Here is a 24422-nt window from a genome sequence, read left to right on the forward strand (position 1 = left end):
TCTATGAACAAACTTTTAGCCTTAGGTTTTGTGTGTCTTATGTTTGCTGGCCAGGCCCTGGCACAGCAAAAACCACAGTACTCACAGTATACGTTAAACAACTACCTGCTTAACCCTGCTATATCCGGCATCGAGAACTATGCTGACCTGAAGCTGGGCACAAGGCACCAATGGTCTGGCCTGGAGGGAGCTCCGGAATCATACTATGCCACGCTGCATATGCCCATTAACATGGATGCACGGTCATCTTACAGCAGCAGAAGCAGGGGCGGCCAGGTAGCCAAAGAATCAACCACGAAAAAAAGCAATGGATATCGCAGGCCTAGGTCTCACCACGGCATTGGCACTATGGCTATGTCTACCAGAACAGGCCCTTTAAAGCGTGGCAGCCTTAGTTTCAGCTATGCGTATCATCAGCCCCTCACCCGCGACCTGCGCGTGTCGGCTGGTGTGGCACCGGGCATGATACAGTATAGCCTGGACCCGGGTTATGTTAGAATTGTGAACCCAAATGATCCGGCCGTAATGGACGGACGTATAAATGAGGTAAAGTTTGACCTGAACATGGGCCTGTGGCTTTACTCACATAACTTTTACATTGGTGTGGCAGGGGCCCAGCTGGTGCCAAGCAAAAGAGAAAATGTAATTACAACTGGTTCGCCGGAGTATAATAATGGTCAGCTACAGAAGCACTACTTTACTACTGCCGGTTATCGCCTGGATTTCACGCCATTTATTTCGGTTATACCTTCTGTTATGGTAAAGATGGCTCAGCCAAGCCCTGTTTCTGTTGATGCTTCGGTGAAGGTGATGTACAGCAATCGCCTGTGGGCAGGAGCATCTTACCGCCACAAGGAGTCTGTGGCCGCTATGGCAGGGATTAATATCAGCCCTTTGCTTGATCTGGCCTATTCTTACGATGCCGGCACTTCGCCGTTGGCGGGAACAAACGCAGGCAGCCATGAGGTGGTACTTGGGTTTAAACTACGCAATTCACGCAAGATACTTTGCCCGGAATGGGCCTGGTAAGTGCACTCTACAACCTATTCGTTCTACATTTAATTTTAATTGGAGGCGGCTTAAAAGGCTGCCTCTTTTTATGTAAACTTTTTGGTTAAATAGAAGTATAGCTATGTTTAAACTATACGATAATGTTGAAGAAGATACTTGCCATACTTTTAGGCTTAGCCTTTCTATCATTTGTGGCTGTACAGTACAATGATCCGGACCCATTGGTCTGGATGCTCATTTACGGATTTGCTGCCATTATCTGCTTTTTAGCTGCTTTTAACAGAGCACCTCATACTTTACTTTGGATAACTGCCATACTTTTTATAACCGGAGGTATTTACATGTGGCCCGAAAAGTATGAAGGCCTGAGCGTAGGCGGCGGAGACATCAGGAATATTGAAGAAGCCAGGGAATCGCTTGGCTTGTTTTTGATTGCACTGGTATACATGAGTTTTATACTTTTAGATAAGTATACAGCACGTAACAGAAATGCAGCAGAACAGGCGCAAAAACGAAAGTGGGCTTAGCCAATTCGACCAAACCCACTTTGCATTTATTACTCACAAAAAAATCACTGCACTGGCTCCGCTTTAAAACCGGCTTTTTCAACTGCAGTTTTAATCTCCTGCTCGTTCAGCGTATCCGATTTTACTTCCAGAATCTTATCGGGGTTATTTGTGTCTACATTCCACTCTTCTACCCCTTCCAGTTTGTTTAGGTGAGGTGTTACAGCCTTAATGCAGCTGCCGCAGTTTATGGTTGTTTTAAACTTATGAGTTTTCATCTTTTTATCTATTTTAATTTAACATAATTTACAAACTATTTACCTAGGCAAAGAAAAGTGTGACAAAGGACAAAAGACTTAAAGAAATATAGAGTTTCCTGATCTGTTAGCATTAACTCTTATATCTTTTGTCACACAGCCTTTTGTCAGATCTTCCTTTGCTTATAACTAATCAAGCTTTCTAGCCTTTAAACGCAAACTATTGCTTACTACAGAAACAGAGCTTAACGCCATGGCAGCACCTGCCAGCATTGGGCTTAGCAAAAATCCTGTAAAAGGGTATAATACGCCTGCCGCAATCGGGATACAAATCACATTGTAGAAAAATGCCCAGAACAGGTTCTGACGGATCGTTTTAACAGTAGCTTTGGACAAACGAATAGCATTTGCTATTTGCTTCAGGTCTGATCGCATCAACGTAATACCTGCCACATCCATAGCCACGTCGGTTCCATGGCCCATGGCTATACTTACGTCGGCAAGGGCAAGAGCCTGCGCATCGTTAATGCCGTCTCCTACCATGGCCACTGTTTTGCCTTGCTCCTGCAGCTCCTTAATAAAGTCCCCTTTATCGCTTGGTAAAAGCTCTGCCTTATAATTTGTGATACCTACCTGCTTAGAAACAGCCGCCGCTGTTTGTCTGTTGTCGCCGGTGAGCATATACATCTCTATACCTGCATCCTGCATGGCTTTTATGCCCTCAGCTGCCGTAGGCTTAATTGGGTCGCTTACCGCGAATACAGCCAATGCATGTGTAGCATCAGCAAAGTAAATAACTGTTTTCGCCTCCTCCTGTAACTGCTCAGCTGCTAGCTTTAAATGCTCCGGAAGTGCAACGCCATGCTCGAGTAACAACTTCTCGTTGCCTGCATAGTAGCGCGACTCGTTATAATCGGCCTCAATACCCTGCCCTGTCAGGCTGCTAAAATAGCCAAGCTTTAACGTTTTAAAGCCCTGCTCTTTATAGTAAGTATAAATGGCCTGCGCAATAGGATGCTCCGATTGTGCCTCCATTGAAAAGAAGATCTGCTCTGCCTGCGCTTTCTCTACATGGCTATCTCCCCAGATAACATCGGTTACAGTTGGTTTACCAAGTGTAATGGTGCCTGTTTTATCAAGTATAACTGCATTAACGTGCTGGGCACGCTCCAGGCTCTCAGCGTCTTTTATAAGTATGCCCTGCTCGGCACCACGTCCCACACCTACCATAATAGCCGTTGGCGTGGCAAGGCCAAGCGCACAAGGGCAGGCAATAACTAATACAGAGATCGTTGAAAGCAATGCCTCTGTAAGATAGGCTTCGCCTCCCAGTATAAGCCATGTTAGAAAGGTAAGTATGGCAATACCCAGCACGACAGGCACAAAGATACCGGCGATCTTATCCACTAGTTTCTGCACCGGAGCTTTACTGCCTTGTGCCTCCTGCACCAGTTTTATAATGTGGGCCAGCATAGTTTGGCCTCCGGTTTTCTGCGCCGTAAGCTGCAGGCTCCCTTTCTGGTTAATCGTACCGGCATACACCATATCACCGGCTTTTTTCTGAACTGGCAAAGGCTCCCCGCTTAGCATACTTTCGTCTACGTAGGTTGATCCTGCCACTACTTCGCCATCAACAGGCACTCTGTCACCGGGCAGGAGCAGCACGGTATCGCCAATGCGCACCTCCTCTATCTTTATTTCCAGTTCGGTTTCGCCGCGCAGTATTCTTACTGTTTTGGGTTGCATGCCCATCAGTTTTTTAATAGCGCTGGTGCTTCGGTTTTTAGCGTTCTCTTCCAGGTACTTACCTAAAAGTATAAAAGCTATAATTACTGCTACTGCCTCAAAGTATACATGTGGCATCAACCCTCTACTCAGGAAAAACTCCGGGTAAACAGTGTTAAACGCACTGAACACAAAGGCTATACCTGTGCTTAGGGCCACTAGCGTATCCATGTTAGCCCGCAGGTGCTTTGCCTGTGCCCACGCCCCAACAAAGAACCGCTGGCCTGCCCATAACACAACCGGGATAGTAAGTATAAACATGGCCCAGTTTCCCCAGGTAAACGTATCATGGAAAAACATGCCAAGTATAAACACAGGCGCGGAAAGTACAATAGCTCCTATGGTCTTATGTTTCAAATCAGCCATAGCCTCTGCCTGCCGCTCTTCCAATTCGCTCTGGGTGGTTTCTTCTACCAGCAACTCAAAACCAATTTCCTGTACTGTATCTTTAAGTTTTGCCGGTGAGGTAACATCAGGTGCATAGGCAACCTGAACAGTCTTTGACGCAAAATTCACGTTGGCGTCTGCTACCCCTTCACTTGCCTTCAACATACTTTCGATACTGCTTGCACAGGAGGCGCAGGTCATCCCCTCAACTGGAAAACTGGCCTTGGTTAGTTTTTTATCTTTTACATCTGCCATTTAAGTTTATTTTAAGTAACAGTACAAAAGTACTTCAGCGTCCTGCTCATCTTATTACATAATTACGGCTATCAGTTACATATTCTTTAAAAGTGCCCTTTATGACTGCGTTTACTACACTTATAGCATTTTATTTATAAAGTGATATAATACATTTTAGTTGGCTCGGAACTAAATTTGAAAATCTTTTATTATGTTCAAGCATGTATAGTCAATAATGAGTAAAATATACTACTTTTAAAAGCTATAGCTGCCAATCAACTTTAGCCAAACGTAATGCAAAGTTCTCCAGGGAATAAGCACTTTATTTTCTCAAGCCACCGTGATCAGGCTGTCAAACTAATTGGTATCATATTCACGGTACTGGCCGTCTTACTGGTAGGTGTTGGTTATATTTCGTTTGTAGGAGCCCGTGAAATTGAGGAAAACTACAGCCTGCACCTTTCCAAAACTATTCAGAAGCTAGAGTTAATCAACGAAATACACCTTAACAACGATAAGGTTAATCACCTCATTGAGCGCATTACAGATACATCAACACTAGATGTAAAGGAAACAGTTAGCAAACTAAAGGAAGCACATGATACCAATACCCATTTAATACGGAAACTGGAGATAATCACAACACGTGCAGAGAACAAGCGTATCCTGCGCCGGCTAATTGCCTACCGTAAAGCTTATTACCACCACACAGACAGTATATCCGAACTGGCCCTTCGCGGAAGAGTAAATGGTGCTGCTTTGTATAAAAGAATGTACTTAACTCCTGTAAATCACCTTCACCAGCAATACCTGACCAAACTCAGCAATAACTTCCAGAAATCAATTGATAACCGGGATACCCAGTCGGCGCGGCTTTTAAGTGGTTTTGTGAAACACCAGGAAATTTTGCTGCTACTGGTTCTGCTTGCTTCCGGATGTGCTATTTTTTTGACACAGTATCTGTTTAAGAGGCTAAGGCGCGAAAACCTTGACTTAAGCAACGAGATAAATAAACGGCAGGAACTCCAGAACGAACTTTACAAAAGCCAGCACATCTACAAAACCCTGTTCGACAGCAACCCCATCCCTATGTGGATCTATGACCTTAAAACGCTCCGGATCCTGAAATCAAATACAGCTGCGTCAAAAGAGTATGGCTATACTTCCGAAGAATTTCTGAAGAAAAAAATATCCGATCTCAAGTTAGAAAATGATCTTGAACATTATCTCAGCCACATTATACCTAACACAAGACAGCACAGTGTTTTTCAGAATGTAAAGCATAAACGTAAAAACGGAAGCGAGTTTCGCGTAGAGGTGCACTCACACGCTTTACCAGAAGAAGAAGGAACATGCCCGAGGTTAGTTGTAGCTGTTAATGTGGAAGTGCAGTTCAATGCCATCGAGAAAATTGAGCGCAACGAAAAGCAGCTTCGCGAGATAAGTTCCAGCATTCCGGGTGCAGTGTACCAGTTTCATATGGCGGAGGATAAAACGTTTCGGTTTCCCTTTGTAAGTGCTGGTATAAAGCAGCTCTACGGTGTTTCTCCGGAAGAAATATACGATAACCCCTCTATACTTTATGAAAAGGTACATCCAGAGGATGTAGAAAAAATCCAGCAGACGGTTTCAGAATCATTTGAGAGACTTACCCCTTGGGTACTGGAGTTTAGAGTGTGGCAGGCAGAACAAAAGCGCTACCTTTGGATTCGTGCCCATAGCTTACCTACCAAGCGCGAAGATGGCAGCGTACAGTGGAACGGAACATTTATTGACATCACCCGCCAGAAAGAGGCGCAACAGGAACTTGCCAGAAACGAAGCAAACCTGAAAGCATTGTTGGATAGCTCTAAAAAGGCTGTTTTTCTGCTAGATGCCGAGTTAAAGGTGCTTTCTTTTAATAAAATTGCTGTCGACTATGTGCGGCAGATCAGGCGCACAGATTTAACTGAAGGTTCTAAAATCAGTAATTATATTAACCAGTCATTGCTTCCGGATTTAAAGGAAGACCATGCACTAGCTATGCAGGGGAAGGAAATAGTTTTCGAAACAGGATCGGTTGACAACTGGATTGAGGTAGCTTATAAGCCTGCTATAACAAAAGACAAGCAGGTACTGGGTGTTGCTTTAACCATTAACAATATTACGGAGCAGCGCAATATTATAGAGACCATCCGCAAAAGCGAAGCCCAGTTAGCAAAGGCACAAGCCCTTACAAAGCTGGGAAGCTGGGAATATGACTTCAACAAGCAATTGCTCACCGCATCCGGGTCTTTTTCCGAAATATTCGGATTGCCTGCCAGCAACACTCCGCTTCCTTACAGCACTTTTGAGTCTCTGTATCATCCTGATGATGTAGAACTTGTCTCCCAGCATTTACAAAAGACTATTGACTCTAAAGCAGTTATGGCCTTTGACCACAGAATTGTGTTGCCAGGCGGCAAGATAAAGTATTTGCATACTATCGGAGAAATAATCTACGACTTGTATGGTAAAGCATCCAAGATATTAGGTGCGACTCAGGATATTTCAGAATTAAAGTATAAGGAACAGGAGGCACGGGAAGCACAGGAAAAGCTGCAGGCTACCCTGGAGAATATACCAGAAGTTATATTCTCTGCAGATGCCGACCTAAACATGCTTTATATTAGCCCGCAGGTACAAAAAATAACTGGGTATAAGGAGGCAGAAGTTAAAGGACTAGCTGCGAACTGGCTTAAGTTAGTACACCCTGACGACCTTGACCAGTTTTTAGCTTCTGTTACTGCATCTTTAAGCTCCGGCATTAAGTTCCAGTATGAATTACGAATGATCACCAAAGACGGGGAAAGCAAGTGGATAGAGCTGCGATACTCTCCTGTAACAGACAGCAACGGCAGCGTTATCAGGATAGATGGTTCGGCAGCTGACATAACAGATAAAAAACAGGAAGAGGCGCGACGTACTGTATTAACAGAACAGTTGCAAAAACAGAATCATCATTTGCAACAGTTCGCCTATATAGTCTCACACAACCTGCGGGCCCCTATCGCTAATATACTGGGGCTTACCTCCATATATGACCGAAGAAGGCCTGAGGCCATGCTGAATAACCGCGTTATAGATAACCTTGTTAAATCAGCGCAGCTGCTGGACAGTACTATACGTGACCTGAATGATATTCTGACTATCAGGAGCCAGATTAACGAAGGCATGGAGGTAATAGATTTTAAACAGACACTTGATCATATACTTTCGAGCATATCGGACATCGAAGTAACAGAAGAGGCAGAAATTGATTTTGATTTTACAGAGGTGCCGGATATCATCGCTGTTAAAAGCTATGTCTATAGTATCATGCTAAACCTAATAACCAATGCGCTTAAATACCGCTCAGAAAGCAGAAAATTAAAACTTCAGCTAAAGACATTCAGGGTACTTGATTATATTTGCCTTGAAGTGCAGGACAATGGCCAGGGTATTAATCTTGAAAAGGACAGAGACAAGGTATTTGGCCTTTATAAGCGTTTCCACCATCATAAAGAGGGCAAGGGCATAGGTCTGCATCTGGTAAAAACTCAGGCTGAACTTTTAGGCGGCAAGGTTGAGGTTGATAGTCAGCCTGACCTGGGAAGTATTTTTAAAGTATATTTAAAGCACCAATTGTAGAGGATGAGCACTTTGAGAAGGGTAGTATTAATAGATGATGACCAGGTAAGTAATTTCGTTTGCGAAAGTATTATTAAAAATGATGGCTTTGCAGATGAAGTGTACAGCTTTGAGTGGGCTCAGGATGCTTTAGAATTTATGCAGAGATCATCCATTAATGATCCGGACGGGTTTCCTGATCTTATTTTCCTGGACATTAACATGCCGGGTATGGATGGCTGGGCTTTTATACAGGAGTACCGTAAATTACCGGAGCATGTAACGTGCAAGTGCAGTCTGTTCATGTTGTCATCAGCAGTTGACAGAAAAGACATTATTTGTGCGAAAAGCCATGAGGAAGTAAAAGACTTTTTTTCAAAGCCGCTCTCTCCGGAGATTCTGGCTATTATTCGGGAAGAGTTTATTTCACAATAAATTATTCTTTTTTAAGCCCAGCTAATTTAAAGTATAGCATTATACCTATGTAGTCAATTTGTCTGCATGGGTATTTTTTTTGGCTATTATTGTAAACCTTAAAAAATATAACTTAAGCACCAACCTCTATAAAACTTTGCCTGACAAGCACTTACACAAAAACCTTTTAGTAGGCATAATACGCTCATTAATTCATTAATTGGAATATATCGAGTTAATTATATATAAACAGGCATATCTTTTAATTTAATAAAATTTAAATAAACCTATAACATAATATATAACAAGGTCGTAAAGCTAATCAAAACTATATAATTATACCAATATAGTTTACTTGTGAAATATACCCTAACCCTAATAAAAGCTTTACCCTTATGAAAAATTTACTACTTTCTGTTTCAATATGCATTCTTTCATCAGTTTCTGTTTTTGCACAAGGCCATGACTATACTCTTTCATCAAGCCAGGAAGCAAAATGCACTGAGCTAACACGCTCTATGGTTAATGAGTTAAGGCTGAATGAAATTGGATATATAAAATTAAAGGCATTAAACCGTGAGAGAATGGCCTTGGAAGAGGCTGCAAAAGAAAGCCTGAAAGATGACTTGGCTGCACAGAGCATAAAACTACAGGAAATCGGGTCTGACTACGACCAGAAGTTAACTGCCATGCTGGATGCAAGCCAACTGCAAGCATATGCTGCCTATAAAAGAAAGTCAACTATAAATTACATTGCTGTTTCGGAAGAAAAATAAAATCTGCAGATAGTAAAGACCAACTAAAAGTAGGTCTTTACTGGCAGGCATTAAAAAAGGGAGCTTTACGGCTCCCTTTTTATTTTTAACGTCGGCTATAATCCGCATCGTCTGGTTTTTCTTCGTCATCACCAAAAGGCTGGTCTCCCCTCCTTATACCTGCCACGTTATCATCCATGCCGGTATCGCTGCCTTCATATTCAAACCCGGGGCCTTGCGCGAACTCCTCGGTGCTATTAGGGTTGTTACCGCCATAACCAGTTGTCTCGTCACCTTTTATCTTCAGGTTCTTTAGTTTGTCTTTCTGGCCGGGGCGCTCTGTGATTCCCCCAGGTCCCATGTTGCGTTTTGCAGACGGATCTGGATGGTTACCCATAGATACACGTTTGTTGTAATCGCTGTTTACATTATCCAGGTCTTCTTTATTTATATCTTCTTTATCAGTAGCCATAATGCTTGTATTTAGTTATGGTAGTTTATACGCTACCTTAACGCAGGTGTTCAGAGCACTATTCCATATTTAACATAATAAAACAACTAAACGCTATCTAGATAATTCATTCAATGACCAGTTGTAAGTATAATAATTTACTTTATAATCCTGAGGAATAGGTGATGATCTAAACTTGTTTATATAGGCAATTATACTTGGGGCCTCAGCCACGAAGTCTGCTTCGTACCACTTAAAAAGCTCCGATACCTGTATATGTTTTTGTTTAGGAAGTACTTTCGTAAAAGTGGCGTCCTGCATGGCCAATTTGGTTTGCTTTTGGAGTTGCTCCTCTACACGCTGCGGGGTGTAAGCCTCATTTAACAAAGCCGGACACGATTTTGCGGCACAAACCAAAGCAAAATGCAAACGGGCGTCTTTATAAGGCTTAAGTAGCTTGCCTTTCTCCAGTTCATTTAAAGTCAGGCTCTCTCCTGCTACTGTATACTTTTGCTTATCAAAAAAACCCGGCACATCCATAACCGACTTTATAGGATAATGCTCCATTACCTGTTTTAAAACAAGCACGTTATAGGCGTTAATGTAAAAGGCTTTTTTCTCGGCAGGAGTTGCCTTATTCAAACTGTAAAGTTCAATCTGCCTGACTAACTTATCCAGTTTTGCCTTATCTTTCTGAAGCACTTTATACTTTACCTGCCCATTTGCAACGTTACGCTGCAGCAACTCAGTTACAGAAGTATAAAAACTACTCTCGTGATTGCTAACAATTGAAGGTGATATACCTGCCTGAGCAGGCGAAGCCAATAAGAAATAGCTAAAAAGTATAGATAGAAGCAAAACGCTGCGCATAGAAAATTTTATTTTATGGATTACCGGTAAGGCAAGTATAACAACAACTGCACCGTTCTGTTATATTTGCTTTTATATTTCGGTTTATGGCACCACTAACGGCCTTAAATCGTTAGTGCCTTAAGACATAAACAGCACGCACATGAAATTATCAAAAATTTACGACCCAAGAGAGATGAACTCTTACCAGTTTGTTGCCGCCACTGGGTTTGTAATGACCATAGTAGCCCATATTATCCTGATGCTGATTGGTAAAAGCATTGAGAACTTTATGGCACTTTATATCTGCTGGTCTGTTTTTTTCACGCTTGGTGCCATAGCCAACTATAATAGCAAACCCGGCGATAACGATCATCACCATCATCATTAAACCTTATAAGGCTGGGAATTCCTATTTCAAAAAAGACACCAGGTGGTTATGAAACTGGCTGGTGGCCTCCAGGTGCGGTATATGCCCTACATTAGGCAGTTCAACTAATTTAGCTCCGGGTATTGCCCTGGCGGTTTCTTTGCCTAGCTTAGGGTACTGCCCATGCTCATTCAGCTTTTGCTTATCCTCTATAAATCCTTTGCCTGCAATTGTTCTGTCCTGCTGCCCTATTACCAGCATCGTGGGTACCTTTAACTTACTGAACTCATACACCACAGGCTGTTGGTAGATCATGGCGTACGTTAAGGCGGATACCTTGGCTACTTTGTCATAAACGGGATGCTTTGTCTGGGCAGCGGGCACTTTAACCCATTCGTCGTATTCCGGCTTCCACGAAGTATAATAGGTCTGGTGGTATTTCCTGATGGATTCCTCAGTGGTTTTTAGCTCATTCTTCAGCAACTCATACAGCGACTTATACGGTACGAACAGCCTGTAATCTTCCAGCCCTATCGGGTTTTCCAGCACCAGTTTAGTAGTTACCTCAGGGTACATCAGGGCAAACCTTGTGGCCAGCATCCCACCCATCGAGTGCCCAACCACGGCTGCTTTCTGCACACCCAGGTCTGATAACAGTTGCCGTGTATTCTGCGCCAGTTGATGAAAAGTATAGTATACTTCCGGCTTGTCTGATTTACCGAACCCAACCTGATCCGGAACAATTACCCTGAAGCCGTTTTTAGAGAGGTGCTCAATCGTTTGTTTCCAGTAGGCTCCGAAGAAGTTCTTACCGTGCAGCAACAGTACAACAGGTGCGTTGCTATTCCCATTGCTGGCTTTTACATCCATATAAGCTATCCTGACTGGCTTGCCTTCTAATGTTACTGTAGTATACTTTACCTCATAGGGGTATTTATACCCATCCAGGGTGGCGTTAAGCGTAGCCGGCACCTGGCCCTGTACAAGTAGTGGCAAGGCAAATAAAACTACGAGTAAGAAAACATACTTTAAGAATCGCATAGCTATACTTTATGGGTTATACTTTAGAGCATACGCAACAACTGGCAAAGCATAAAAAAAGCCCACAGAATTTCTGCAGGCCTTTATTCCATTTTCACATTTTCAATTATCTAACAAGAATCTTTTTAGTATGATAACGCTTGCCCTGCGCCACCTGCAAAAAGTATAAACCTTTTCCGAACGGTGTCAGGTCTATCTGGCGGCTGTATTCTCCGTTCAGCTTTTCTACTGTGTCTACAAATACTTCCTGCCCTTTGCTGTCCAGCACGCGCACCACGGTGGTTCCTTTATTTTCAGGCTTAAACCTGAGGTTAAACCGGCCATCATTCGGGTTAGGGTAATACTTGATCTGCTCCAGCTCCAGTTCCTCTTTTGGTTTGGTCTCTACGGGTGTGCCCGTCTTTTTTAGTGCCGAGATGTCTTCAGCGGTCATATCCTGCACAGTTACTTCCCGAATAAATATGGCAACTGTTTTGCCTGGCTGCAATGCTATTCCGCGCAGCATACGTTCTTCCCCGGCCTCACCTATTCTGAATATGCGGTGTACACGGGCACTGTCGTTTGCGATGATTCTATAGGTAGTTTTACCATCTGACTTGAACACCAGTGAGTCTACTGTAACATGTTTGGCGTTTTTGTGGATGTAAATACGCTCAGCTTTTGCAGGGCTCAGGACCGCGAGACTGTCTACCCTGCTAAATCGCAATGCCTTAATGCTATCGCCCTGAATTCTGAACATTGCCTTGGGAGCAGCACCTTCTATTGTATACGCTTTGAATTTTGGAGCTTTGGCTACTCTCCCGATAGCCATGGAGCTAAGGCTGTCTCTTGCAAGTACTTTCAACTTGCCACTCTGGAGCAAAACATTAAGTATGCTGTCGTCTGGGTGCGCGGCAAGCTGTTTTATAAGTACTTCACGCTCCGCTTCGGTTAAATTTTCGCTAAGGCGCATCACCCTGAACTCCTTGTTTTTGGCTTGCCTCGGTTTTGTTTCAAACACATGGGTATCGAATTTTCCAGTATGTAGCTTCCTGAATGCGGCCGTATCTACTTTTAAACCTGAAAAGCTCGGTATTGACATGGCAGCACCTGTTACTATAATAGTGGTGTCTTTTACTGTTTCTACCCCGTTTATATTTTCGATATACTTAATACGGAGTTTTTTCTCGGTTTTAGGGGCTTCCTGCGCCACAATTATGTGTAATGGCAGCAGGGCCAGCAGCAGGCTAAGTATAAACCTGATAATGTTCTGAAGTGTAGTAATATCCATGATACCCTGTTTTATTTTGATGTACTCAAAGGTACGTGCTGCAAAGGGCGGGTATAGTTAAGGCTACGTTAAAGTATGTTAAAGAAAAGTTAAAGTTAACAACAGGCGTACCTTCTACTGCCCGGCAATGGTATGCAAGTATACAAGCCAATCATAAACAGATACTTACAAACAGGTAGCGTAATCGTTAAATTGAGTTAAAATGCGTTAAAGAAAAGTTAAAATTAGAGCACTTACCGTTTCAAAAGTATAAATTTGTTAAGTGAGCAAGAATGTAATAATCGGAGTGCTGGTGCTGATGAGCATCTCTCTGCTGGGCGTGGTAGGTTTGCAGCTCTATTGGATAAACGATGCCATACAGGTAAAGCAGGCAGAGTTTGACCGCAGCGTAAACGAGGCACTGGCCAAAGTAGTAGAGAAACTCGAAACCCAGGAGGCTGCCAATGTGGTGGCAAATCAGTTTGCAACACTGCAAAGCGACTCATCTGCTTTTAACTCTGTCAAAGCAGAAGCAATACCTACTAGTTCTTCTGAGTCAGTAAAGGTCGGTAATAAAGAAACACCTGCTGCAAAGCAAACTGCCAAAGCTGCTCCAGCGGCAAGTATAGCTGGAGCAAAAAAAACAGAAGCAGATAAGCCAAGAGAGCGCCAGGGCGACAAGGAGCATGAAAGTAATAAGAGTTTTACAATTGAGGGCAGCGCTTCAGCTCCGAAAAAAGATGTTCGCTTATACTTCAGCAAAAGTGACTCCGTTAAAGTAAAGCAGGCATTAAGGGATTTAAGCGGTACTAGGAAAACCATAGTCCCATCAACTATAAACGGCAATGCTACGCAATATCAGCGCCTGTCACCCTCCGGTTCAGAATCTCTTAGTGTGGCCCACCTGCGCAAGGGCAGTGTATACCAGTTAGAACAGGTAACTGATACAATCAAGTTTTTCAGAATGGACAATAGATCTGTCAGGATTTCTGTGGATACGCTTAAAACAATGGCTTTCAGGATGGATAGCCTGCTACGCTTAAGTAAACGGCCAAACAAATTCCGCCCAGTAGAGATTGCCTCCATAGACGTACGGAACGACAGTATTTTTATCACTAAGGGAGATAACTCAAAGCCGGTTTATGTAAACCATAATCCTTCCATTCAGCATACTGGCATGCCTGTTACGAAAAACAGGACCTACTCCAGGAGCCTGCAACATACCGCAGCGGAATCTGAAACACATTTTTTTAAATTTTATGCACCTACGGCTACCTCTCCCGCCACTGCAAGAACCTTTTCCCATACTAAGGATACCATACAGGCTGTCATTAAACCTCTGAATCCGGCAAGGGTACCTAACAAGAAAACGAATGCTTCTGCCATCAGCAAGATCGAGGTTAAAAAGGACATGCTTAACGATGTAGTACAGAAAATGGTAGTAGAGTATGTTGTAAAAGACAAGCCACTGCAGAAACGCATGAACCTGCAAACGTTACCAAACCTGATTCAATCTGAGTTGGAAAACAAAGGCATAAACCTTGATTTCGGATACTGGGTAGTAGCCGGCAAAAACGACACCGTAGCCGCCAACAATTTACAGCCGCTAAAAAAGCTCCATCTGCCAAAGTATAAAGCCAGCCTTTTCCCGAACGACATCTTTGACAAGCCCGATTACCTTGGTTTATACTTTGCCGACAGCCGTACGTATGCCATAAAATCGCTTTGGGGAATGCTTTCGCTTTCTGCCCTATTTACGCTGGTAATGATCGCCACTTTTGGTACCACCATCCATATTATCTACAAGCAGAAGAAGCTGTCGGAGATGAAGAACGACTTCATCAACAACATGACGCATGAGTTTAAAACACCGATAGCCACTATCTCGCTGGCGACTGATGCCATCTCTAATCCAAAAATCTACGAGCATCCTGAAAAGGTACAACATTACACCAGCATCATCAGGCAGGAAAACAAACGCATGAATGTACAGGTGGAAAATGTGCTGCAAATTGCGCAGTTAGAGAAAAATGACTTTAAGCTGACCTTTAAACCTGTGGATGTGCACATACTTATTACCAAAGCCATTGAAAGTATACGCCTACAGGTAGAAGAACGACTTGGCCAGATAAACATACAACTCAACGCCCTGCAGCACGAACTTAGCTCTGACGAGGTGCACCTTTTCAACGTGATCTGCAACCTGCTGGATAACGCGAATAAATACTCTCCTTCTACGCCTGAGATAAACCTGGTAACGCAAAATGTGGATGGCGGGCTTCTGATAGCTGTGGAGGACAAAGGCATGGGCATGAGCAAAGAAACACAGCAGCGCGTTTTCGATAAGTTTTACCGCGTACCAACCGGCAACCTGCACAATGTAAAAGGCTTTGGCCTCGGCCTGAGCTATGTAAAAGCCATCGTGCAGGCACATAAAGGCAACGTACGCCTGAAAAGCGAACCCGGAAAAGGCAGCCGTTTCGAGATATTTTTACCGTTAAGCTAAAGAGGTAAAAAGGTAGAGACGCAATATCGTTATTAGTTGATAGTTATTGGTTGTTCGATATTCGGGAACGTAGTCTTGTCAGCTACGAAGCAATAAAGTATAAGCAGCTCAACCATTAGCAATTTAATAATTCAACTATCTGACAATTATCAATTAACAACCAGCAATTAAAAAGCTATGAACATACTACTTGCCGAAGACGACCCTAATTTTGGAATAGTGCTGCGCGATTACCTGGAGCTGCATGATTATACTGTTACGCTTTGCAAAGACGGCTGTCTGGGTATTACAGCTTTTCGAAAGGGCAAGTATGACCTGTGCATTTTAGATGTGATGATGCCGGAAAAGGATGGCTTTACGCTTGCCCGTGAGATAAAGAAACTAGACCCTGCCACCCCGCTTATTTTCCTGACGGCCAAGGCCATGAAAGAAGATATGCTGGAGGGTTTTAAGATAGGTGCCGACGATTATATTACCAAACCATTCGACTCTGAGGTGCTACTCTACAAAATAAAGGCAGTATTAAATAGAAAGTTACCTACCAAACCAGAGCAGAAAGAGCAAACTGAGTTCACCATCGGTCAATATCATTTTCAGTCCAGCTTGCGCATACTTTCCAGAAACGGGACAGAAGAAAAGTTATCACCAAAAGAAGCCGAGTTGCTTAAAATGTTGTGCCTGCACCTGAACGACGTGCTCCCCCGCGACCTGGCTCTGGAGAAAATCTGGAATGAGGACACTTACTTTACTGCCCGAAGTATGGATGTGTACATCGCCAAACTACGCAAGTACCTGAAGCACGATCCTGCTGTAGAGATCATAAACATACACGGCCGAGGCTATAGGCTTTGCGTGCACAATGGTGTGATGCTATAAATTGCACATTTTCATACTCTAAAGCTTTGCCCCTGCTTCATAAAAAGCTCTTTTACTTTTTGCTGACCTGCTGTAAATCAGGAGCTACAACAGTCTGCGTACCCAACAATTTCAGCTAAAATATTTTACTAAAATTTACCTGTTGTTATATTAAATATAACTGCTATTCTATTATATTTATCGGATTTTTATGCACACATTTTAATGTAGGCTTTAATTTCGAGCTATCCGGAAATAATATAGAAAACCAACTTTTAGCACATGAAAAAATTTTTACTTTTTGCACTGATTTGCGTTACATTGGCAAGCTGTGGCCCTGAAATTTACCAGGCAGCCTCATTTAAAGAGGTTAAAAACACCCACAAAACAGTAGCGATTATGCCTTTTGACGTTACTATCGAATCCAGAAAACTGCCTAAAGGCGTTACTCCGGAAATGATACAGGACCAGCAGCGCGACTATGGCTACGGCATACAGAGCGATGTTTACGGTTACTTCCTGAAGGAAATGAGCAAGAACAAGTACACTGTTAACTTCCAGGACGTAAGCAAAACAAACGCTATCCTGAACAGCTACGGTATCAGTTACGACGACCTGCGTTTAAAGTCTAAAGACGAGATATGCCAGCTTTTAGGCGTTGATGCAGTGGTATCAGGCAAAGCGATGATGAGCAAGCCTATGTCTGACGGCGCTGCTATAGCAGTTGGCTTACTTGTTGGGGCCTGGGGACCTACAAATACAGTAAACACTACCATCACCATTCACGAAGGTAGCGCAGGCGACCTGATGTGGAAGTATGATTACCAGGCATCTGGCAGCATCGGTAGCAGCAGACAGTCGCTTACTAACGCTTTAATGCGCAACTCATCTAAGAAATTTCCTTACAAGAGATCTTAATATCAAAGCAGGATAGCATTAAGATCTGTAAGACAAAGTATAAAGGGCAGCCGATTTTTACATCGGCTGCCCTTTATACTTTTAAAAACAACAGGCTGCACCATTATAGTCGCAGCCTGCCGTAATCACCAAAACAAAATCTCTATACTTTAAAAGGTAAAACCTACAGAGGCTTTAATTACGCGGTTATAAGTCTCAAAACTACCTCTAGAGTCTACAGTATTTACTCCGTAGTCGTAGCCTGCACTAACGTTAAAACCACTGGCAAATCTGTAGCCAAGGCCACCAGTAAGTGCCAGGTCAATCTCACGGAAGCCGTCTTTCATATCCCATTCCCTGTTCAGGGCTTTAAAGCCAAGCGCACCTGCTTCGGCCTGCACTTTATTAGATATCAAGTAAGATACCTGCGGACCACCGTAAATGTGGAAACCTTCGCCTATGTATACTTTAGCCAGAATGGGCATGTCCAGGTACTCAGCTTTATTTGTTAGCGTAAGGTTTGCGTTCAGAAACTCTACTTCTTCAATCGGAATTTTACCGATAAGTCGTGTACCTTTCTGAGAATACTGTAGCCCCGGTTCAATCTCAAAACCTGTCCCAAGCGGTATGCTTACATAGCCACCCACATGGAAGCCCTCGCGCATTTTGCGGCTTACAGAGCCATCCGTCATGTCAATAAGATTCTGGGCACTGTTAATTGTTTCACCTTGCCATTCAGCAAGGTTAACTCCGGCTTTTACGCCAAACCGAACAGTATTTTGCTGCTGCGCATTTACCTTAGTGGCTGCAAAGCCCAACACAACTGCGATAAGTAAAAATATCTTTTTCATGGTAGTAATCTTTAATGGTCTGTCTTCTAAGAATAAGCTGCGCTGCTTGCAAATGCACAATGGAAAAACCATGCCAAAAAGATTTGAACTTTTTAAAAAAGTTCATTTTACAAACAATATATAATTGATAATCAAAAGCATAGACCTCAAAAAAAGTATAACCTGCTCCAGAAAATCAACAACTTATACTTCACTTAGCCTCAAATCCATACCTTTGCACCTCTAAAAGTATAGTCAAATAACAATGATGGATAAAAGAGAGGTACGCCTGAAGCAGCTGGCCGTGCACAGGGTTGGAAATAAGTCGAAAGAAGAGGGCGTAGTCGTATCCAGCGAACTGGTAGACCTGCGCGATGAGCAGTTATCGGACCTGCTACTAAATTACTTTCTGTCGCCGTTTAAGCAGGAAGAGTTTTTCAGATTTACCCATACTTCGGACCTGGCCCTGAACGAAATGTTTGCCTATGCTGCGCTTATTTTTACAGAGCCCAGCAAATTTCACGAGTATTCGGTGCACATTCTTAACCACCTGTACGAGCAGTCGGACCATCCGAAGGTGAAAAGCGGAGAGCTGTATGTGGTGCATTTTTCCGGCTGCCTGATGGAGGAAGATATTGTAGACGCTGTGGGCATATTCAAGTCTGAGAACAAGGACACCTTTCTGACGATACAAGATGAGCAGGACGACCTGAACGTGAACTACCATTTCGGGGTGAACCTGAAGGGCGTGGATAAAGGCTGCATGATCTTTAATGTGGAGGCTGAGGATGGTTTCAGGGTGAAGATGGTAGATGCCAACGGTTACGATGCTGCTTTCTGGAAAGAGGATTTCCTGAACGTGACCGAACTGAAAGACACTAACTTTAACACCAAGGCTGTGCTGAACCTTTGCAAGGATTTCTCGGAGGAGGTGTTTGCCCAGAAAGAAAGCAAGAAAGCCCAGGTAGATTTTATCAGCCGTTCGGTAGATTACTTCTCTAAAAGCGAAACCTTCGACCTGGAAGAGTTTACCAGCAGCGTGATTGATGAACCAGAGGCTAAAGAGCGTTTTAAAAACTACAGCCAGGCCTATGCCGAAGAACGCGACATAGAAGGCTTCACGGATTTTACCATAAACAAGAATACCGTAAAGAACATGAAGCGCAAATTCCGTAACTTCATCAAGCTGGATACACAGATCGAGATCAAGTTTAGTGGGTATAACCCGGAGCAGAGCGAGCAGTTTGTAGAGCGCGGCTTTGATCAGGAACGCAACATGCACTTTTATAAAGTATACTTTTACAACGAGAGTTAGCGTTTAGCAGAAACTATAGCCAAAGCATTGGTGTTTTAAGAATCTTTGCAACAAAGTAGAATCAGGAACGATACTTGCTCTTAGTAGCAGACAGAAATAACCCAACCGTATGAAAAGAATAGTTGTAGCCGTATTGTTTGCTCTTGCAGGAAGCGTAGCCTATGCGCAAAGTTCCACAGCCCCGCAAAAGGCAGCCACTCAGGCACCAGCCGAAAAGACATTAGAGCAGCGCGCTGATGAAATTACCGCCGGCATGGCCAAGAATCTGCGCTTAACACCAGAACAGACCGTTAAGCTGAAAGCCATAAACCTAAACGGGATGAAACTGGTTGAAGAGGCCAAAGTAAAGTATAAAGATGACCCGCGTTTGGTGGTAAAACAGATCGATATCATCAGCCAGACCAGGCTTTCGCAGATAAAAGACTTACTTACCCCTTACCAGTTCCAGCAGTACCAGGACCGTCGAGAAGAAAAAATGGGTGTACCAAAAGAGGCTAAGAGTAACCCTGCTTCAAGGCAGCAAAGCCCTATGAACCAGCAAGACAGTTATTAATTCAATATACCTGAAAATATAAACAGCAAAGGCCCGTAAAATTCCGGGCCTTTGCTGTTTCAGGCGGCTCCTGCTGTATCAACAGCTTTTAATGGAACTGACCCTGACTCTTCTTCTCTTCTAAGTTGTTGTGCCGGCTCACGTTGCAAAGTATTTCGCTGATGCTCGGTCACAATAGATCCGGGTGGTTTAAAAAGTATATCCCATACTTCTCTTCCTGATTTTGCGTGCTTCAAATCTTTCCAGATATCAATCCACTCATGGAATACCAAAAAGATCGGATTAAACGATTTAACAGGGGTTGTAAGGCCATAAGTCGGGTGCTCTTCCTCTTTCTGAAACGTACCAAACAGCCTGTCCCAGATAATGAAAGTAGAGCCATAGTTCTTATCCAGGTACTTTACATCTGAACCGTGATGTACCCGATGGTGCGAGGGCGTAACAAAGAAATACTCAATTGGGGCCGGTAGTTTCTTTATCAGCTCTGTGTGCACAAAAAACTGGTAAAGCACTGCTATCTGGTGGCAGATAAAGAACGTGAAAGGGTCTAAGCCTATAAAAGGCACGGGCAAAAAGAACACGAACTTAATATGCTGCGTCCAGCCGGTGCGGAAAGACACAGAGAAATTCATTTTTTCGGAGGAGTGGTGCGTAACGTGTGTGGCCCACCAAAAACGCTGCTCATGAGAAATACGGTGCGCCCAGTAACGGCAAAAATCCACGGCAAAAAAACAAAGTATAAACCCCCACCAAACGCGAGGCACCGACCAGGGCACCAGGTTATAAATCACCATGGCCACTGCAAAAAGCCATATCTTTAAAACGCCGCCAAGTACGGTGTTAACTCCACCAATAGTAAGGGCAGCCATGAAGTCCTTTTTATGGTAGTAATCTTTTTTATTATATAGTCCCACCAGCCATTCTGCCAGCACCGAAATAAATATGATAGGGGCTGCATAGTGTATAACGGTAAGATCATCAAGTCCTCGTAATTGTTCAAGCGTAATAATTTCTTTCTCCATAGGCTCAGGGTTGATCGCACAGATATTATAGCCATTTCAACGGGCATGCGGCTAAAGGGTTAGCCAACTTTGTTGCCTCTTGCATGTAAAAAGCAGAAAAATGTTAGATAAGAGCGGAATTACAATGACCAAGCACTGATCTGTGTCAATTAAAAACTGGCATCAGAATTGAGAACTTTTATACATTTGCAAACAAAACACCCAATTATGAACATCAAGAAGAAAGTTAAAACAAACATACCTGCACAGGGCTCCCGGTTTGCCGCCCTGGATGTTTTTGTAAAAGCCGCTGAAAATGAAAAATGGACAGAGCAGGAAGTACAATTTGTGATTGATGAAGTTGTGGAGGCTGAAAATGATAAAGCCGGGCTGGAAGCACTCCGCTATTATACTTCCTGAGTTTTATAGAGCCAGTACAACCATTTTGCCTGCACAGGCATCTACATATAGAAACGTAACTATTTAAGCTGCAACAGTTCAGTCCACACAGGCAATGAAGAAGTTAGGAACCATACTTGTTGCAGCCATACTGTTATTTGGTTGCGAAGACTCTGTACTAGACCTAACCACAGAAGCTACCGGCACAGTGATAGACCACGTTAGTAAACAGCCCATTGCAGGTGCTACTGTAACTTTAAGCGAAAACGATGATGTGCTTTTAGGAGGTGCCCGGATTATAGCTGAGCAGCAGACTGATGCCAATGGTAAGTTTGCCTTCAAGTTTGAGTGGAAGGAAAGCCCATACAAACTACGGGTAACTAAACAGGACTATACTTTTGTCCATATAGAACGTAATGAGCGGTTTGAAAACCTGCCTGCTGTTGTAACGGATTACCGCATACTAGAAAGCCTGAAGAAAAAGCAGGACTTTGTTTTAGATATGGAGCCAGTTGGAAGCCTGATTGTAAATATCCACAATACATAGCCCCAGGCAAACAGCAATAAGATCACGGTAAGGTTTCAGAATGTTAGCAAACGTGTTTTATCTATCTGGACACCAACTTTTACAGGTAACGGCATAGAAGAGTATAATGTAGGTGGTTACGCCACTGCCAACAAGTATGTACGCTATACTTGCGTTAGAGAAATAAATGGCGTATCCGAAACCAAAGTAGACTCCATTTTAATTAAGCACATTACTCCTACAGTACTCGATATAAACTACTAAAAAAGAAAAGGCCAGCTTTAAGACTGCCCTTCTCTTTGTCGCTATTCTATACTTACCTGCGGCGTTAGCTGAAGTTCGTCCTGATGCTTTTGCAGCACTTCTATGATAAAGGAGATGTGCTCTTTCATATCCACACCGAACATCTCTGCACCTATTCTTACCTCGTCACGGTCTACGGATGCGGCAAAACTCTTTTGCCCTAGTTTCTTGTTAACAGACTTTGCCTCAAGGCCCTCCAGGCGCTGCGGCCTTACCTGTGCACAGGCAACTATAAAACCAGTAATCTCATCGCAGGCGATGAGTGCTTTGTCCAGGAGTGTATCGTAGCTTACTCCCCACTTGGTGTAATGTGCCGATATGGCGTGTGCTACCTCTGCTTCTCCTTTCTCTTGCAACATTTTCACGATAACATTGGGGTGCTGCTCCGGGTAGGCCTGGTAATCGGCATCGTGCAGCAGGCCGGCTATGGCCCATTGGGTGGCATTTTCGCCTAACTTGTTGGCATAGGCTTCCATTACTAGTTCTACGGTCCGGGCATGGCGTAGCAGGCTCTCGCTTGTTGTCATGCTTTGTAGTATGTCTTGTGCTTCCTGGCGTGTCATGGTTTAAAAGTATGGTTTTATACTTTCTAAGATACTTATTTTAGAGAAACTGCCAAAGCGAAGCTATACTTCTGGAATGCTTGAATCTGATGGTGGCTGCTGAGTTTTTTGTGTAGCGGTTACTGCCTTTAACTCGGAGCGCAAAAGTTTTATTTCGTCATGCAGTGCCTCTAACTGTTTAGCACCAGCCAGTTCTGCATCATTGCTCTCGGCATCCTGCCCGATAAAGAATGTAGCGAGGGTAGCTGTAACATAGCCAAACACTGCAAAACCATACAGCGCCAGCAACAAACAAAGTATACGGCCCTCAGGCGTAACCGGGAAATAGTCGCTGCCAATGGAGGTGAGTAGCATGGTTGTCCACCAGAGGGCTTCGCCGTAGGTATTCAGGCCATGGTTATTTTCAAAAGCATACATTCCTGCTGCGCCTGTTGTTATTACAACCAGCGTGAGCGCCACCACATAGCCAAACGCGCGCCGTTGCATGGTTTTGCCCAGGCTGCGCATGCCCCGGTTTATAGAGCCTACCACCTTTACCAGGCGCAGGCCCCTTACTGCCCGCACCGACCGTATCACCCGAAACACCCTTACCATCCGGAATACCCGAAAGGCAGGTACAACAAGCGAGATAGAAGTCAGAATGTTGTTGCGGAGGAAAACAAGCTTATGCGGCGCAAGTATAAACTTAACTGCAAAGTCAAGTATAAAGATGACCCATATTACGATGCTTATAAGCTGCAGGTAATGGTTAAGCCCCCAGATAAACTCTACCACCAGCAGTACCAGCCAAATAAAGCCAAGCACGATCAGGGGCACTTCCAGCATATCCTGTAGCCTGTTAAGCAACTGGTAACGCTCCCGGGACAGGAGGCGCTTCTGAGCTTTATGCCTTAAGTTACGTTTACCCATTTGCGCTGTTCTTAACTTAAAGTATGGCCTGCTGAGACCACCTTATTCTGCATTGGGTACGGATGCTACGCCTGTTCGTTTAACAGCTGCAGGTAATCAAGGTTAATCCAGTCTGGCTATCTGAACGTTAGGCCATAAGCCCATGATCCGGTCTTTTCTACCAACCAGAATATCGATCTGCTTGCGCATTCTTTTATTCATCACATCTCTTACAATGTAAACCCCATCCAGTTCGTCGGAGATGCCGGTTACCCACAGGGAGTCTCCATAGCTTAGCTCTCCGCCCCACCTGCTGTGCAGGTCACGCGATACAGCTATCCAGCGGTGTTTTTTGGGATTACGTTTGTTGATGCGGGAGCCGTCTGCCGTAATGTAGGGGGTGGCGTCGGTCTGGCCTGGCTCCGGGTGGTAAATTGAGGCCTTTACTGTTATGGTTGCAGGGGAAGCGGGTAATTCTAAGTTTGTTTGGCTTGTTTCTTCAGGTGGCCAGCCAAGCCGTCTTTCTTCGACTTTCGGTGTGCGGGAATCAGCAGTAAAAAAGGAAAATTCTTCAGCCGTTGCCACCACCATGGATAGCATGGCTGCCAGTAATTTTATCCTAAACATAAGCAGTCCATTTCGTGAAACATCGATTTCGTATTAACAACAGGCTTAAACGACGCTTCAAAAGAATGGTTTTACAAAGTATCTAATTTTGCTATATTCGTATAAATTTAATTAATTTTAGTATTTATATAATTATACCAATTAGCTATTATCTTACCTACTGACTATCAAGCAATCAGTGCAATTTTTTATCGCTATATAGGTATTAATTCTCATGTAA

The 24422-nt window shown here is 43.6% G+C and carries 24 protein-coding genes; 13 read left to right on the forward strand and 11 right to left on the reverse strand.

The features are described 5' to 3' along the window. The first annotated feature begins 3 nt into the window (after positions 1-3). Both K0O23_RS06665 and K0O23_RS06670 read left to right on the forward strand, forming a co-directional pair. A complete protein-coding gene (locus K0O23_RS06665; protein WP_219876625.1) occupies positions 4-1029 on the forward strand; it encodes a PorP/SprF family type IX secretion system membrane protein in 1026 nt (341 codons plus the stop codon). A gap of 122 nt (positions 1030-1151) precedes the next feature. Further along, entirely contained in the window at positions 1152-1538 is a 387-nt protein-coding gene (locus K0O23_RS06670; RefSeq protein ID WP_246596969.1) for a transmembrane 220 family protein, read from the forward strand. Between the two features lie 44 nt (positions 1539-1582). Here K0O23_RS06670 and K0O23_RS06675 read toward each other — a convergent pair whose 3' ends face one another. After that, the gene (locus K0O23_RS06675) at positions 1583-1795 is read right to left on the reverse strand and encodes a heavy-metal-associated domain-containing protein (RefSeq protein ID WP_219876626.1); all 213 of its coding nucleotides are present in this window, start codon (positions 1793-1795) and stop codon (positions 1583-1585) included. 168 nt (positions 1796-1963) lie between these two features. Further along, positions 1964-4201, reverse strand: coding sequence for a heavy metal translocating P-type ATPase (locus K0O23_RS06680; protein WP_246596970.1), 2238 nt, complete (start codon positions 4199-4201; stop codon positions 1964-1966). 276 nt (positions 4202-4477) lie between these two features. Here K0O23_RS06680 and K0O23_RS06685 point away from each other — a divergent pair, with 276 nt between their 5' ends. The 3 genes from K0O23_RS06685 to K0O23_RS06695 all read left to right on the forward strand — a co-directional run bounded on the left by K0O23_RS06685 (position 4478) and on the right by K0O23_RS06695 (position 9000). After that, a complete protein-coding gene (locus tag K0O23_RS06685; RefSeq protein ID WP_219876627.1) occupies positions 4478-7831 on the forward strand; it encodes a PAS domain-containing protein in 3354 nt (1117 codons plus the stop codon). Positions 7832-7834: 3 nt separating this feature from the next. Continuing rightward, the gene (locus tag K0O23_RS06690) at positions 7835-8245 is read left to right on the forward strand and encodes a response regulator (RefSeq protein WP_219876628.1); all 411 of its coding nucleotides are present in this window, start codon (positions 7835-7837) and stop codon (positions 8243-8245) included. 374 nt (positions 8246-8619) lie between these two features. Continuing rightward, entirely contained in the window at positions 8620-9000 is a 381-nt protein-coding gene (locus K0O23_RS06695) for a hypothetical protein (protein ID WP_219876629.1), read from the forward strand. Positions 9001-9085: 85 nt separating this feature from the next. On the opposite strand, the gene K0O23_RS06700 is transcribed toward K0O23_RS06695, so the two are convergent. Both K0O23_RS06700 and K0O23_RS06705 read right to left on the reverse strand, forming a co-directional pair. Next, positions 9086-9451 carry a hypothetical protein gene (locus K0O23_RS06700; protein ID WP_219876630.1) on the reverse strand — a complete coding sequence of 122 codons (366 nt, stop codon included), beginning with the start codon at positions 9449-9451 and terminating at the stop codon, positions 9086-9088. A gap of 93 nt (positions 9452-9544) precedes the next feature. Continuing rightward, positions 9545-10300, reverse strand: coding sequence for a DUF547 domain-containing protein (locus K0O23_RS06705; protein ID WP_219876631.1), 756 nt, complete (start codon positions 10298-10300; stop codon positions 9545-9547). Positions 10301-10442: 142 nt separating this feature from the next. On the opposite strand from K0O23_RS06705, the gene K0O23_RS06710 reads away from it, so the two are divergent. Further along, positions 10443-10670 (forward strand): hypothetical protein, encoded by a 228-nt coding sequence (locus K0O23_RS06710; protein ID WP_219876632.1) that lies wholly within the window; start codon positions 10443-10445, stop codon positions 10668-10670. A gap of 21 nt (positions 10671-10691) precedes the next feature. Here the strand turns inward: K0O23_RS06710 and K0O23_RS06715 are convergent, their stop codons facing one another. Continuing rightward, positions 10692-11645, reverse strand: a complete 954-nt coding sequence (locus K0O23_RS06715; RefSeq protein ID WP_246596971.1) for an alpha/beta fold hydrolase — start codon at positions 11643-11645, stop codon at positions 10692-10694. Between the two features lie 151 nt (positions 11646-11796). Next, on the reverse strand, positions 11797-12960 hold the full coding sequence (locus K0O23_RS06720) for a T9SS type A sorting domain-containing protein (protein ID WP_219876634.1): 1164 nt from the start codon (positions 12958-12960) through the stop codon (positions 11797-11799). A gap of 262 nt (positions 12961-13222) precedes the next feature. On the opposite strand from K0O23_RS06720, the gene K0O23_RS06725 reads away from it, so the two are divergent. The 3 genes from K0O23_RS06725 to K0O23_RS06735 all read left to right on the forward strand — a co-directional run bounded on the left by K0O23_RS06725 (position 13223) and on the right by K0O23_RS06735 (position 17218). After that, positions 13223-15445 (forward strand): sensor histidine kinase, encoded by a 2223-nt coding sequence (locus K0O23_RS06725; protein WP_219876635.1) that lies wholly within the window; start codon positions 13223-13225, stop codon positions 15443-15445. Between the two features lie 177 nt (positions 15446-15622). Beyond that, positions 15623-16321, forward strand: a complete 699-nt coding sequence (locus K0O23_RS06730) for a response regulator transcription factor (protein WP_219876636.1) — start codon at positions 15623-15625, stop codon at positions 16319-16321. 261 nt (positions 16322-16582) lie between these two features. Further along, on the forward strand, positions 16583-17218 hold the full coding sequence (locus K0O23_RS06735) for a hypothetical protein (protein WP_219876637.1): 636 nt from the start codon (positions 16583-16585) through the stop codon (positions 17216-17218). A 149-nt stretch (positions 17219-17367) separates the two neighbouring features. Here K0O23_RS06735 and K0O23_RS06740 read toward each other — a convergent pair whose 3' ends face one another. After that, positions 17368-18048 carry a porin family protein gene (locus K0O23_RS06740; RefSeq protein ID WP_219876638.1) on the reverse strand — a complete coding sequence of 227 codons (681 nt, stop codon included), beginning with the start codon at positions 18046-18048 and terminating at the stop codon, positions 17368-17370. A gap of 244 nt (positions 18049-18292) precedes the next feature. Between K0O23_RS06740 and K0O23_RS06745 the strand changes: the two genes are divergently transcribed. Together K0O23_RS06745 and K0O23_RS06750 are read left to right on the forward strand one after the other, a co-directional pair. After that, on the forward strand, positions 18293-19342 hold the full coding sequence (locus tag K0O23_RS06745; RefSeq protein ID WP_219876639.1) for a nucleoid-associated protein: 1050 nt from the start codon (positions 18293-18295) through the stop codon (positions 19340-19342). A gap of 109 nt (positions 19343-19451) precedes the next feature. After that, complete coding sequence (locus K0O23_RS06750; protein WP_219876640.1) at positions 19452-19895, forward strand: hypothetical protein; 444 nt, start codon at positions 19452-19454, stop codon at positions 19893-19895. 59 nt (positions 19896-19954) lie between these two features. On the opposite strand, the gene K0O23_RS06755 is transcribed toward K0O23_RS06750, so the two are convergent. Further along, a complete protein-coding gene (locus K0O23_RS06755; RefSeq protein ID WP_219876641.1) occupies positions 19955-20917 on the reverse strand; it encodes a sterol desaturase family protein in 963 nt (320 codons plus the stop codon). A 207-nt stretch (positions 20918-21124) separates the two neighbouring features. On the opposite strand from K0O23_RS06755, the gene K0O23_RS06760 reads away from it, so the two are divergent. Then, positions 21125-21316, forward strand: a complete 192-nt coding sequence (locus K0O23_RS06760) for a hypothetical protein (protein WP_219876642.1) — start codon at positions 21125-21127, stop codon at positions 21314-21316. Positions 21317-21410: 94 nt separating this feature from the next. Continuing rightward, complete coding sequence (locus K0O23_RS06765; protein ID WP_219876643.1) at positions 21411-21842, forward strand: carboxypeptidase-like regulatory domain-containing protein; 432 nt, start codon at positions 21411-21413, stop codon at positions 21840-21842. A gap of 284 nt (positions 21843-22126) precedes the next feature. Here the strand turns inward: K0O23_RS06765 and K0O23_RS06770 are convergent, their stop codons facing one another. The 3 genes from K0O23_RS06770 to K0O23_RS06780 form a co-directional block, all read right to left on the reverse strand. Beyond that, positions 22127-22687 carry an HD domain-containing protein gene (locus K0O23_RS06770; RefSeq protein ID WP_219876644.1) on the reverse strand — a complete coding sequence of 187 codons (561 nt, stop codon included), beginning with the start codon at positions 22685-22687 and terminating at the stop codon, positions 22127-22129. Positions 22688-22750: 63 nt separating this feature from the next. After that, positions 22751-23596: a potassium channel family protein gene (locus K0O23_RS06775; protein WP_219876645.1), complete on the reverse strand. Its 846-nt coding sequence runs from the start codon at positions 23594-23596 to the stop codon at positions 22751-22753. 102 nt (positions 23597-23698) lie between these two features. After that, positions 23699-24202 carry an RlpA-like double-psi beta-barrel domain-containing protein gene (locus tag K0O23_RS06780; RefSeq protein ID WP_219876646.1) on the reverse strand — a complete coding sequence of 168 codons (504 nt, stop codon included), beginning with the start codon at positions 24200-24202 and terminating at the stop codon, positions 23699-23701. Positions 24203-24422: the final 220 nt, after the last annotated feature.

It is taken from the genome of Pontibacter aydingkolensis, from assembly GCF_019443125.1.
Classification (GTDB): domain Bacteria; phylum Bacteroidota; class Bacteroidia; order Cytophagales; family Hymenobacteraceae; genus Pontibacter; species Pontibacter aydingkolensis.